The 12,326-nt window shown below is 47.9% G+C and carries 11 protein-coding genes and 1 pseudogene; 2 read left to right on the top strand and 10 right to left on the bottom strand.

From position 1 onward, the window contains the following. On the top strand, positions 1-1,164 hold a 1,164-nt coding region (locus Q0200_RS07175), incomplete at its 5' end, for a molybdopterin-dependent oxidoreductase (protein ID WP_297939610.1). Between the two features lie 266 nt (positions 1,165-1,430). On the opposite strand, the gene fdh3B is transcribed toward Q0200_RS07175, so the two are convergent. The 6 genes from fdh3B to tupB all read right to left on the bottom strand — a co-directional run bounded on the left by fdh3B (position 1,431) and on the right by tupB (position 7,859). Continuing rightward, complete coding sequence (gene fdh3B / locus Q0200_RS07170; RefSeq protein ID WP_004321074.1) at positions 1,431-2,072, bottom strand: formate dehydrogenase FDH3 subunit beta; 642 nt, start codon at positions 2,070-2,072, stop codon at positions 1,431-1,433. A 1-nt stretch (position 2,073) separates the two neighbouring features. Beyond that, positions 2,074-4,908: a molybdopterin-dependent oxidoreductase gene (locus Q0200_RS07165; protein WP_297939608.1), complete on the bottom strand. Its 2,835-nt coding sequence runs from the start codon at positions 4,906-4,908 to the stop codon at positions 2,074-2,076. Positions 4,909-4,930: 22 nt separating this feature from the next. Beyond that, positions 4,931-5,107: a twin-arginine translocation signal domain-containing protein gene (locus Q0200_RS07160; RefSeq protein ID WP_297939605.1), complete on the bottom strand. Its 177-nt coding sequence runs from the start codon at positions 5,105-5,107 to the stop codon at positions 4,931-4,933. After that, a complete protein-coding gene (locus tag Q0200_RS07155) occupies positions 5,094-5,819 on the bottom strand; it encodes a molecular chaperone TorD family protein (RefSeq protein ID WP_297939602.1) in 726 nt (241 codons plus the stop codon). Before Q0200_RS07155 ends, Q0200_RS07160 begins: the two co-directional genes overlap by 14 nt. 300 nt (positions 5,820-6,119) lie before the next feature. After that, complete coding sequence (tupC, locus tag Q0200_RS07150) at positions 6,120-7,073, bottom strand: tungstate ABC transporter ATP-binding protein TupC (RefSeq protein WP_297939600.1); 954 nt, start codon at positions 7,071-7,073, stop codon at positions 6,120-6,122. Positions 7,074-7,166: 93 nt separating this feature from the next. Further along, positions 7,167-7,859, bottom strand: a complete 693-nt coding sequence (gene tupB, locus Q0200_RS07145) for a tungstate ABC transporter permease TupB (protein ID WP_297939597.1) — start codon at positions 7,857-7,859, stop codon at positions 7,167-7,169. Between the two features lie 76 nt (positions 7,860-7,935). Here tupB and tupA point away from each other — a divergent pair, with 76 nt between their 5' ends. Beyond that, positions 7,936-8,754, top strand: coding sequence for a tungstate ABC transporter substrate-binding protein TupA (gene tupA, locus Q0200_RS07140; protein ID WP_087576732.1), 819 nt, complete (start codon positions 7,936-7,938; stop codon positions 8,752-8,754). A 423-nt stretch (positions 8,755-9,177) separates the two neighbouring features. Here the strand turns inward: tupA and Q0200_RS07135 are convergent, their stop codons facing one another. From Q0200_RS07135 to fdhD, 4 genes and pseudogenes are all read right to left on the bottom strand, one after another. After that, on the bottom strand, positions 9,178-10,503 hold the full coding sequence (locus Q0200_RS07135; RefSeq protein ID WP_297939591.1) for an aminotransferase class V-fold PLP-dependent enzyme: 1,326 nt from the start codon (positions 10,501-10,503) through the stop codon (positions 9,178-9,180). 171 nt (positions 10,504-10,674) lie between these two features. Further along, positions 10,675-10,863: a hypothetical protein gene (locus Q0200_RS07130; protein WP_004321084.1), complete on the bottom strand. Its 189-nt coding sequence runs from the start codon at positions 10,861-10,863 to the stop codon at positions 10,675-10,677. 27 nt (positions 10,864-10,890) lie between these two features. Next, a complete protein-coding gene (locus tag Q0200_RS07125; protein WP_297939588.1) occupies positions 10,891-11,658 on the bottom strand; it encodes a LysR family transcriptional regulator in 768 nt (255 codons plus the stop codon). After that, a pseudogene (gene fdhD, locus Q0200_RS07120) lies at positions 11,651-12,178 on the bottom strand (formate dehydrogenase accessory sulfurtransferase FdhD); the annotation flags it as partial. The gene Q0200_RS07125 and the pseudogene fdhD, both read right to left, overlap by 8 nt. Positions 12,179-12,326 lie beyond the last annotated feature (148 nt).

Here is a 12,326-nt window from a genome sequence, read left to right as displayed (position 1 = left end):
CCTTACGCACAGGAGCAAGCGCGCAAAGTATGGCACTTTAAGTTAAATCCGGTTCCAGGCTTTAAGCTAACGCAAGCGCCGGATAAAATAGACGAAGGCGAGCTAAAAGTACTCTACGTCTACGGCGAAAACCCGGTGATGAGCGATCCGTGGACCGAGCACTTCGTGCATGCAGTGCACCATCTAGACTGCTTTATCGTGCAAGATCTTTTCTTTACCGAGAGCGCGCACAAGGCTGACGTGGTGCTACCTGCCGCGGGCTGGGGCGAAAAGGACGGAACCTTTATCAACACCTCTCGCCGCGTCCAACGAACGCGCAAGGCTAGCGAGCCGGTTAACGGCGTAGAGCCCGACTGGAAAGTCGTTTGCAATATCGCAAACCGCATGGGACTAGAGGGATTTGATTTTGCTGGTCCTGAGCAAATTTGGAACGAACTAAGAGAGCTCATGCCTAAATTTTTCGGCGGCATAAGCTACTATAGATTAGGCAAACTAGGCGGTATCAGCTGGCCGTGCCCAGACGAGGAACACCCTGGTACGCCGGTGCTTTACTCCGATCACAAGTCCATGCTGCCTGGCGGTAAATTCCGCTTTGCGCCGGTGCTTTACGTAGAGGATAAAAATGAGCGTGCAAAAGCAGAAGCCGAATTTAGAGCCAAGATGAATATCCCGGACGGCTATCCGGTCGGTAGCGGCGCGCTTAGCGAGGTGCCAGACGAGGTATATCCGTGCCTATTTACGACCGGACGCAAGGTCTATCACTACCACACGGGCACGATGACTAGAGAGTGTCCGGCCCTTGAATACGGCGCCGGTGTAGAAGGCGCGCTCATCGAGGTAAGCCCAGATATAGCTCGCGAGAGGGAGCTAGAGGAAGGCTGCTACGCGCTCGTACAAAACAAACGCGGTCAGATCGCCGCCAAACTGCGCGTAAATCCGGATCTAAAAGAAGGCACGATATTTACGACCTTCCACTACAGCGAGGCCGACGGTAACGAGCTAGCAAACGCGGGCGATCCCGATCCGCTCTCAGGCATCACGCCGCTAAAGATGACGATAGCAAATATCAGGCGTCTAAGCGAAGAGGAATTTATCAAATTTAGAGAGCAAAACGAGATGTCGATGCACTCGGCAAATCCGTATTTGTCGCCTGTTAGGGCTTAAATTTAGGGCGGGAAACCGCCCTTTTTCTACTTAAATTTTATCTACTTTTTTGTTTCAAATTTACACGTACCACAAATTTAACGATCAAATTTAATAAACCGTTCGCACAAAATTTGATTAAATTTAAAGAGCCGAAGTTGGACAAATTTGATAAGTTTTAAAACCGAGTCGAGTAGAATTTAAATTTGAGTCAAATTTGACACAGCCAAACCGCGTCAAATTTGATGAGATTAATCGCCCCGCTAAAGCGAGCGGAGCGGATAAATTTAGAAGCTGTATTTTAGCCTGTCGCCCGCGTAATAAGCAAGCTTCCAGGTCGGAGTTTGTTTTAGGTCTTTAAAGCCGTAGCCGCGAGCCTTGACTCTATCGCCGTAGATTTTTTCTATCATAGCCGATTCTCCTACTAGCAGCGCCTTTGTCGAGCACATCGCCGCACAAACCGGCACTTTGCCTTCGGAAATTCTATCTTGGCCGTACTCTTCGCGCTCGGCTTCGCTATTCGTCGGTAGCGGACCGCCTGCGCACATCGTGCACTTATCCATCGAACCTTTGGCGCCAAACACTCCCTCACGCGGAAACTGAGGCGCGCCGAACGGACACGCGTATAGACAGTATCCGCAGCCGATGCAGATATCTTTGTCGTGTAGCACGACGCCGTCGGCTCTGATGTAAAAACAATCGACCGGGCAAACCAGCGAGCACGGAGCGTCCTCGCAGTGCATGCAGGCTATCGAGGTTGATATTTCCTTACCAGGTACGCCTTCGTTTAGCGTGATGACGCGGCGGCGGCGGATGCCAAGAGGCAGCTCGTGAGCCTCGTCGCAAGCCACCGCGCAGCCGTTACAGTCGATGCATCTGTCGTCGTCGCAGTAAAATTTAAGTCTATTGTTATCGTTAAATTCGCTCATTTTACGCCTTTTCTATGCGGCATAGACCGCTTTTTGTTTCAGGGATTTGAGTGACTATATCGTAGCCGTAGTTAGCGACGGTATTTGCGCTCTCGCCTACCGCATAAGGCTTGGTGCCGTCAGGGAAATTACCCGTCATATCGACGCCCTGCATGTATCCAGCCCAGTGAAACGGCAAGAATATAGTATCTGGTTTAACCGACGGTACGACTCTAGCTCGTACTTTGATTTTCGTGCCTTCAGGCGAATGAATCCATACGAAATCCCAGTTTTTAATGCCGTGTTTAGCCGCAAGCTCAGGGTGGATATCCGCAAACATCTCAGGCGTGATACGCGATAGATACATACTAGCGCGCGTCTCCATGCCTGCGCCGCTAAAGTTTACAAGGCGTCCCGTAGTCAAATTTATCGGGAACTCTTTTGAGAAGTCCTTACTTAGCTGCAAGCTCTTGTATTTCGTAAATACGCGGTAGTGATTCGGCTTATCCTCAAAGCTCGGATACTTCTGCGCAAGGTCTTGGCGAGGCGTATGTAGCGGCTCTCTGTGCTGAGGTATCTGATCGACGAATGTCCAAACTACCGCTCTAGCTCTTGCGTTGCCGTACGGAGCGATGCCCTTTTCCATACATTTTTCGGCGATTATACCGCTACCGTCGGTCGCCCAAGTAGCGCCCATTTTTTCGCGCTCTTCATCCGTTAGCGTGATGCCTAGTATCTTTTCGATGTTATCTTTTTTGATCTCCGGATATCCGCCGCTTTGCGCTCCGCCTACAGGCGCGCTACCGTCGGCTGCTAGCTGATTTACGCCGTTATGCTCTAGGCCGAAGCGATTTCTAAAGCCCATACCGCCTTGCATTACCGGTTTATTTATGTCGTATAAATTTGGACTACCAGGGTGTTTTTCCGTCCAGCAAGGCCACGGCAAGCCGTAGTATTCGCCCGCTACCTCGGTGCCCTCTTTGCCCATTAGCGTTTTTTCGTCAAATTTATCCCAGTTAGCTTGATGGCGTTTTAGGCGCTCCGGCGTCCAGCCGGTTAGGCCGATGCTTTTTACGATGCTAGCGATCTCGCGAGTGGCAGCTTCCGGCCACTCGATCTTGCCCTCAGAGTCTCTGATTGTGCGAGTTAGCTCGTCGTAAAAGCCTATTCTCTTAGCCAGTTCAAATAAAATTTCGTGATCGGGCATACTCTCAAACAGAGGCTCTACGACCTGGCTTCTCCACTGGCCGCTGCGGTTTGTAGCTACGACCGTGCCGCTAGTTTCAAACTGCGTTGCAGCAGGAAGTAGATAAACATCATCTTTTTTATTTGTGATAACGCCGGCGTCGTTTACAAAAGGATCGAGCAACACCAAAAGCTCAAGGCCGTCAAGGCCCTCTTGAACTTTTACCTGTTGAGCTGTCGAGGTGATACCGTTGCCGATGACGATTAGCGCTTTTAGGCTATCGCCAGCGTTTTCAACCTGGTCATTGCCATTTTTGCCGTCAAGTACGCCAGCCCACCAGCGAGCTAGGGTAAATCCCGGCTTAAACATCCACTCTGGTTTTACGAAGTTGCCTTGTAGCCACTCATAGTCTACTTTCCACATTTTAGCGAAGTACTTCCAAGTGCCTTCATTTTTAGCATAGTATCCAGGCAAGCTATCAGGTGCGTTTGCCATGTCGCTTGCGCCTTGAACGTTGTCGTGGCCCCTTAGGATGTTACAGCCGCCGCCGCTTACGCCCATGTTACCTAGTATTAGTTGCAATATCGGAGCGATACGAGTGTTTGAACTGCCTATTGTGTGCTGAGTTAGACCCATCGCCCAAACGACCGATCCAGGGCGGTTTTTAACATAAACTTCTGTGATCTCTTTTAGAGTTGCAGCCGGTACTCCGGTTACGTCTTCTACCACTTCAGGAGTCCATTTTGCAGCCTCTTTGCGGATCTCGTCGATGCCGTACGTGCGGTCGTCTATAAATTTCTTATCTTCCCAGCCGTTTTCAAAGATCAAATTCATCATACCGTACATAAAAGGTATGTCCGTGCCTGGGCGAATTTGAGCGAAATAATCAGCCTTTGCGGCAGTTCTTGTATATCTTGGATCGACAACGATCAGCTTCGCACCGTTATTTTCCTTCGCTTTTAGAAAATGCCTAAAGCCGACCGGGTGATTTACCGCCGGATTTGCGCCCACTATAAAGATAGACTTCGCGTTTTGGATATCTCCAAGGTGATTAGTCATAGCTCCATAACCCCACGTATTCGCCACACCGGCGACTGTTGCGCTATGTCAAATTCTAGCTTGGTGATCTAGGTTGTTCGTCCCAAACATCGCGGAAAATTTGCTGATGTAGTAGCTCTGCTCGTTGCTGTCTTTTGCAGAGCCTAGAAACATCACTTGTTCAGGGTTTTTCTCGCGATATGCTTTTAGTTTGGCGCCGATCTCGTCAAGCGCGTCTTTGTAGCTGATGCGTTTCCATTTGCCGCCAACTTTTTTCATCGGGTATTTCACGCGGCAGTGAGAGCGCACCATATCGATGACGTCGCTGCCTTTACAGCAGTGGCCGCCAGCACTTACCGGGTGATCTTGGGCTACTTCTTGGCGTACCCAAACGCCGTTTTCTACCTCGGCACGCACTCCGCATCCAACGGAGCAAACCGTACAAATAGTTTTTACGATTTTAGAATTTGGAAACGGATTTGCCATCTCTTCTTTTGTGGCGCTTCTAGTTACGCCGCTAGCGGCCAGCCCGCTCATGCCGCCCGCTACGCCCGCTAGCGCGGCCATTTTTAAAAACGATCTTCGCCCGACTGCGTTTGAGTGGGGCATAATACGTAAATTTGCCTCAGACATATTTATCCTTTCTTAAATTTTATTATTTCGCTTGTTCGTAGTATAGATCCCAGTTTTTGCTTCTTTTATAAAGCACTTCGGTCTTTTTGCTTTTACCGTATTTTAGGTTTGACGCCGCTGCCGTCGCTACTCCGGCCGTAGCCGCTGCCGCGCCCGCTATGCCGGCTTTTTTTAGAAATTCTCGCCTATTTTTTTGCATTTTCTTCCTCCATGGCTTTTATCTTTCTCACTCGATTTTTTTGTCTTCTTATGGCTTCGGATCTTGAAACTCCATCCAAAGTCTTTTTATTTTCGCCTTGATTTATAGGACGAGGCGCGCTTAAAACTACGCGCTCAAACTCTATAAATCCTTGCAGTAGCACTGCGACGTCTTTGTAAATTTCGCTGCTTTCGTGGTTAAAAAGATCATTTATAAACTCGTCGATGTTTGGGTTTATGATCTCTTTAAAAAGCTGCTCCTCAAGCTCGCCGTATAGCTCCAGCTCGCTCTCTCGCGCGATAAATTCGCTCATTAGCGCAAACACGAAACCCACGTTGTCTTCGTTTTCTTTAAATTTAGCCTCGTCGCGCCTAATGTCTGTGCGGGCTAAAATTTTACGCACTTTTGCGCAGGCGTGTCCGACCTCATAGCCCTCGTCGTAGTAGGACAGCGAGTTTCTAAGCGGACTTGGCAGAGCGTGGAAAATGTCATCAAACTCATCAGCTAAATTTTTAGGATTTTTCTCGTCGAATTTTGCCTGTATGCGCATTATCGCGGCGGCCGATTCTTCGTTTAGAGCGTGCGCCGAGGCAAGGCCTAGCATCGCATTTACGCCGCTAAATCTATCCGCGTCTTGGCTAAAAACGAAAAAACGCGAAAATAGCGAGTAGTAAAGTCCGCGTCCCGCCGCAAATTCGCCCTTGCTAGTCATTGCCTTCCTTTATCATTTTTATCTATTTTTTGAGATTTTTCTCGATTGTGAAACTATACTACTTTTTGGCTTATTTCTTATACTTAAAAAAAAATAAATTAGAAAAATTAATATACGCTTAAATATGCCTTAGTTGCATATTACTTACGGCGATTTTTAGGTGGTAAATTAAATATGAAATTTCCGCATATATCTTGTATTTACGCTTCATTTTGATATTTACTTTTAACTCGGCTATTTTAACGGGCGTTAAATGAGTCTAAATTTAAAATTTGAAACGAAATTTGTAAAATTTGAGGCTCATTCAAGCCCCAAAAACGCTCCATCGTCAAATTTAAAATAAATATTTTCGCCGACGTTAAAATTTTGCGAATTTGGCGCCAGCGTTTTAATCAAAAAGTCGCCGACTTTGATTTTTACCAAAAGATCTTTGCCAAGATAGAGCGAAACCGAGTGCAAGATACCTTCAAGATAGCCTTCTATCGGCGTTTTACTCAGCATTACTTTACCCGGATTTACGGCGATCTTTACGGCGTTACGTAAATTTGACGGCAAATTTACGACCGCGTTTTCGTCAAATTTTAAAACCCCGTCCCGCGCGTCGAAAATATTTTTGTATTCAAATTCGCATACGCGCCCCTTGTGCAAAAAGACGTTTTCTTCGGCGACTGCGGTTAGCCATTTATCGTCGTGGCTAGCGATCACAAAGCCGCAGCCGTATCGTTGCCGCATATAAAGCACCGCCTTGCCGAAAAGCTTTGAGGTGCCCACGTCCACGCTGTTTGTCGGCTCGTCGAGTAGATAAAGCCGCGATCTAAGCGCCAAATTTAACGCAAAGCTAACGCGCTGCGTCTGTCCAGAGCTTAGCTCAAAGTGGCGCTTGTTTAAAAAGCTCTCGTCAAGCCCGGCCAAATTTAACGCCTCGCTCGCCCGCTCGTCAAATTCCGCTAGCACTCCGCGGCTTTTTAAAACGGCCTTGAAGTTTTCCCTCACGGAGCGTTTTAAAAGCGCTGGCTCTGGCAACAAAACGCTAACGTCGCGCAGTAAATTTAGACTCGGCGCGCTACTCCCCCACAGCCGTACTTCGCCGCTAGTGGGCCTTTGTAAAAACGACATCACTCGCATTAGCGTGCTTTTGCCGCTCCCGTTGCTGCCCGTTAGCGCAGTGATTTTGCTAACGTCGATATCAAGGCGCGGGATGTTTAAAATCTCGTTCGCGCCGTAGTTTAGGCGTAAATTTCTAACGTTTATCACTTTGCGCCTTTCTCGTTAAATTTACAAAAAAGCTCAAATTTGACGCGCCCAGGCTGCTTTGTGCGAGCTTAAAATTTTTAAATTTATCAAATTTCATCGGTCAAGCCTTTTTAGCGCGTGTATCGTCAAATTTACGACAAATGCGATAAAGATAAGCACCAAAGCCAGCGCTATACCCATCGCAAACTCGCCTTTATTTGTCTCCAGCGACACCGCGGTCGTGATCGTGCGGGTAAAATATTTGATATTACCGCCGATCATCATCGCCACGCCGACCTCAGCCACGATACGCCCGTACGCCGTCGCTACGACTACCATCAAAGCATATCTTAGCTCGTAAAGCACGCAGCCAACGAGCCTTGGCGCGCTCAGGCGTAAATTTAGTATGGTTAGATAGTGCTTTTTGTCCATATTTTCCACGACGCTAGCGCTTAGCGAGACGATGATAGGCAGAGCCAGTACAAACTGCCCCAGCATCACGGCCTTTAGCGTAAAAAGTAGCCCAAACTCGCCAAACGGGCCGTTTCGCGTGATAAACGCGTACAAAATAAGTCCGATCGCAACGGTGGGCATCGCAAGCGCCGTATCGCTGAGCAGTCGCAAAATCCTGCGCCCTTTAAAATCATAAAATCCCAGCGTAAAGCCTAGCGGAAAGCCGACTAAAATCGCAAAAAATATCGAAACGCTCGAAGTGTAAAGCGTCGCCCTAATCGCCGAATACGTCTCCTCGTCGCCGCTAAAAAGCAGCCTAAAGGCCTCCAAAAATCCGTTTAGTAAAAAATCCAAATATTCTTTCCTTTGTATATTTCTTAAGTATTAATTTAATGTGCTATAATAGCATACTTTTTAAAAAAGGAGAAACATGAAAAAAGTAATATTAGGCTCGTTAATCGCGAGCGTTTTGGCGTTCGCGGGCGACAGCGAACTCATCATGGCAACTACGACCAGCACCGATAACACGGGGCTACTAGACGCGATCTATCCTGCGTATAAGGCAAAAACCGGCGTCGATATCAAATGGACTGCCGTAGGCACGGGAGCAGCCTTAAAACTAGGCGAAAACTGCGATGCGGACATACTTTTCGTGCATTCGCCAAAAGTTGAGAAAGAATTTGTAGAAAAGGGCTTTGGCGTCGAGAGAAAACCCGTAATGTACAATGACTTCGTCGTAATCGCCGATAAATCTATCGCCGATAAATTTAAAGGCAAAGACATAAAAGAGAGCTTTGAGCTGATCAAAAAAGAGAACATCAAATTTTTCTCTCGCGGCGATAAATCAGGCACCGACAACAAAGAAAAAGGTATCTGGAAAAAAATCATCGGCGAAGTACCTGAAAAAGACAGCTGGTATATGCAAACAGGCCAAGGCATGCTAGCTACTATCAACGCTGCAGCCGAGCAAAAGGGCGTGACGTTCACCGACCGCGGCACCTACATCAAGTATGAGGACACCAAAAAAGGCGCGCCTGAGATGGTCATCATCAACGAAGGCGACAACGACCTAAAGAACTTCTACTCGCTAATCGCGGTAAATCCGAAGCACTGCGCTAAAGCCGACATCGAAAACGCAAATAAATTTATCGAGTGGGCGACGAGCGAAGAGGGTCAGAAATTTATCGGCGACTTTAAGCTGCTAGATAAGCCGCTTTTCACGCCTGACGCGAACAGTCGCAAGAACTAATTTTATTTATGCGCAAATTTGAGCCGAATTTATGGCTTAAATTTGCGTGATTCGGGCGCGCTTTGCACCCATTTTCTCTCTTAAATTTACTCTTTTTAATTTTTATAAATTTGGCGTTTATTTTTTTTGGGGGGGGGTGCCATAAATTCGTAGCCAAATTTGAGAGTTAAATTTTGCTTGCTGGATTTTTAATTCGATCAAATTTAAGCGGCGAATTTGATTTTAAATTTACTCAAATTGCTCGCTCGAATTTTTGCTTTTCCGTTTTAAATTTTTACCGCCCCAGACCCGTATCTTTACGGTGCTAACGAGTAAAATTACAGTTAAATTTAATGTGTAAATTCGGCTAAATTTTAAAAGCGGATTTTAAAAATGAGGAGCAAAATTTAACTACTTAAATTTCAAAAAACAAGCGATGAAAAGCTAAATCTTCCCGCCGAACATCTCATACATCGCCTTTTCCTCGCCCCAAAGCTCGCGGTGCTTTTTGACGCAGGATTTTATCGCGCCAACTAGATATAGCACGTCGCGCTCGGTGTGCGTGTAGTGTAGGCTCACGCGCACAAAGCCGGGCTTGCTTTCCGGCATGCGCCCCTCCTTGATACCCAGCAGATCGTGAGCGTAGGGCCCCGCGCACATCACGCCGGCGCGCGTCTGGATACCGAAGTCGTTGCTAAGGCTCGCGGCGAAATCATACGCCGAGACGCCGCGCACGTTAAATGAGATTATCGGCAGCCGCGGCGCGCCCTTTGGAGCGTAGTTTATGATCTCGTCTATGCCCGCTAGCTCGCTCTCAAAAAGCCGTGCTAGCTCGTCCTCGGCGCTTTTTATCCTCTCAAAACCGACCTCGTTTCGTAGCGCGTAGGCCAAATTTGCCCGCATTAGCCCGATGATAGGCGGCGTACCGCCCTCCTCTAGCTGCTCGGGGTTTTTCAAAAATACGTGTCCTTCGCGGTTAGCGTAGGCGACCGTCCCGCCCGCGGCAAATGTCGGCACGTCGCCGTTAAGCAGCTCTTTTTTGATCGCCAAAAGCCCGCAGCTAGCAGGTCCGCCGAGCAATTTATGCGGCGAGAGGAAAATCGCGTCAAAGTAATCGCAATCTAAATTTGCGTGAGAGCTCAGCGCCGCGCAGTCAAAGGCAACGATACCGCCCGCAGCCCTGATTAGCTCGCTGATCTTTTTATAATCGCTTATGACGCCCGTGACGTTTGAGGCGGCGCTAAACGAGCCGATGATACGGCGTCCCGCATTTAGCTTCAAGATACGCTCGAGTACTAGCAGATCGATCTCGCCGGACTCGTTAAGCGGCACACGCAGGTAGTCGCAAAGCCCCTCGCGAAAGCTAAGCTCGTTTGAATGATGCTCGTATGGCGAAACGAGCACCAGCGGAAGCTGCACGGCGCGTAAATTCGCCTCGCCGATCGCGCTTCTGGTCGCAGGCGGCAGGTAGATACCGAGCAACTCCTGAAATTTCTTGATCGCAGTCGTCGCGCCCTGCCCGCAAGCGATGAGGCAAAACCGCTCGTCAAGCCCAAGTAGCTTTTTTAGGCTCTCTCGCGCGCCCTCGTAGCGCCGCTGCGTGATGATGGCGCTGGAGCTACTGTCGGAGTGGGTGTTGGCGTAGGTTTTTAAAATTTCGCCTATCTCGCGCTCTACGGGCTCATAGGCAAGCCCGGAAGCGGTGTAATCAAAATAGCGCACGCCAGGTTTTAGGATGATATTTTTTCGTATTTCGTCTAAATTTAGCATTTTTACTCTTTAAATTTGATGCGGTAATTATATTAAATTTTCGCAAATTTAGGGCTTTTGCGGTGGAAAGACTAGGAAATTTGGAGATTAAATTTAGCTGTTCGTGTGAGTTTTTAAGGCAAAGAGACGCTAGCCGCAGAAGCTCACGACCCTTTGCGAGAGGCGGGAATTTTATTTATTTATAAAATTTTTCTCTAGCCACTCGATAGCTTTTGCCTCAGTTTCGAAGCGTCCGCTTTTAGCGACCTGATTTTGCCCCTCATAGAAGCGAATCCTGATACCGTCTTGGACACTATCTACCTTTACTCTAGTGATCTTGTCTTTGTTTAGATAGACCCTATCGTTTAGTTTTACGTACATTTTTTCTCCCTTAAATTTGATATGGTTTTATTTCTTTTTATCTTTTTTGTCGTCTTTAGTTGCGTCGTTTTTCTCGCCGTCTTTTTTCAAAAACAGCTCCTTAAAGCGCTTATCCGCAAAGTCCTCGATGTCGTTTTGAAGCTGCCTATAGGCGTTTATGAGCTCATGCGCGCGCTCGTTTAGCGTTGTGCCGGCGTTTTCTCCGCCGCCTTGCTTAGTCGTAAAAAGCTCCTCTTTTAGATTTTTTTGCAAAATTTGCAGATGAGTCCAGCATTTTTTATAGTTCATGCCTAGGATTTCGGCGGCCTTTGAGATCGAGCCGACCTCTGCGATGACATCTAGGACTTCTGTTTTACCTTTGCCGAAGATCAGCTCGCCCTCGTCGTTTTCTATCCAGGTTTTGGTTTTTACTCTCATCTTTTTTCCTTTCTTCTCCTTAAAACACCCCAGCTGGCAGTATTTTACGTCGATTTTATAGTCTTTTAGCGTCGAGCGTATCGTCTTTAGTCCCACGCCCGCAGCCGCGTCTCTAGCGTCTTTGCACAGGATTCTGTCCTTTTCATCGGTCATCTGTTTTAGCTGCGTCATCACGGTGTATTTGCCGCGTCCGTTTTCTAGCCCGCCAAACTGCCCCAGCTCGCAGTTGTCGATCTTTACGCCCATTTTTTCGGCCTCGTCGCTAACCAGCCCGACCTCTACACCTAGTTTTGCGGCGATCTTAAACGCCGCGCCGCAGTCTAGCCTGCCCTTTGGATTTAGCAGTTTGGTTATCAGTTCTCGTATTTGCTCACTCATAGATTCTCTCCGCGCCGCTGTATACATTTATGTTTTCGCCGCGAGCAAAGCCGCATAGCGTGAGGTTAAATTTACGCGCTATCACGACGCCAAGGCTAGTCGGAGCCGTGCGCGAGACGAGTACAGGGATGCCGTGCATGACGGCCTTTGCGACCATTTCAGAGCTTAGCCTTCCGCTCACCATCAAAAACGAATTTTGCAGCTTCGCGCCGGCTAGTACCGCTTTGCCGACGGCTTTATCTATGGTGTTGTGCTGAGCGATATCCTCGCCGATGTAAAACTGCTCGCCGCTAACAAAAAGCTTAGCCGTATGCACACAGCCAGTCATCTCGTAAAGCTCGCACTGCGTGTAAAACTGCCCCATCTGGCGCAAAATTTCGTCTTTGTGAAATTTAACCTCGCCCTTTATCGAACGTGCCGCCATAGCCTCTGGATCGATGTTTGCCGTCGAGCTGCGTCCACAGCCGCTGATTATCACCTTTTCCTCGTCAAACTGCTCAAGGCTCTTTTCGTTGATTTTATGATCCGTTTTGATACAAAAAGTAAAGGTCAATACGACAGACATTCTCAAGAATTTAAGGATATGCTGAAGAATGACCCTTATTTCAATGCACTACGAGTAAAATATGGATATGCCATTACTTGCCATAAATCACAAGGGGGAGAGT

This window comes from uncultured Campylobacter sp., from assembly GCF_938045225.1.
Classification (GTDB): Bacteria; Campylobacterota; Campylobacteria; order Campylobacterales; family Campylobacteraceae; genus Campylobacter_A.
This window is presented reverse-complemented; position numbering and strand designations above follow the sequence as displayed.

What these genes read in the sequence shown, in the direction of transcription:
- fdh3B (WP_004321074.1), bottom strand. Translation starts at nt 2,072, where the DNA reads ATGAGCGAATTTAACGATAACAATAGACTTAAATTTTACTGCGACGAC.
- Q0200_RS07160 (WP_297939605.1), bottom strand. Translation starts at nt 5,107, where the DNA reads ATGCAAAAAAATAGGCGAGAATTTCTAAAAAAAGCCGGCATAGCGGGC.
- Q0200_RS07155 (WP_297939602.1), bottom strand. Translation starts at nt 5,819, where the DNA reads ATGACTAGCAAGGGCGAATTTGCGGCGGGACGCGGACTTTACTACTCG.
- tupA (WP_087576732.1), top strand. Translation starts at nt 7,936, where the DNA reads ATGAAAAAAGTAATATTAGGCTCGTTAATCGCGAGCGTTTTGGCGTTC.
- Q0200_RS07135 (WP_297939591.1), bottom strand. Translation starts at nt 10,503, where the DNA reads ATGCTAAATTTAGACGAAATACGAAAAAATATCATCCTAAAACCTGGC.
- Q0200_RS07130 (WP_004321084.1), bottom strand. Translation starts at nt 10,863, where the DNA reads ATGTACGTAAAACTAAACGATAGGGTCTATCTAAACAAAGACAAGATC.
- Q0200_RS07125 (WP_297939588.1), bottom strand. Translation starts at nt 11,658, where the DNA reads ATGAGTGAGCAAATACGAGAACTGATAACCAAACTGCTAAATCCAAAG.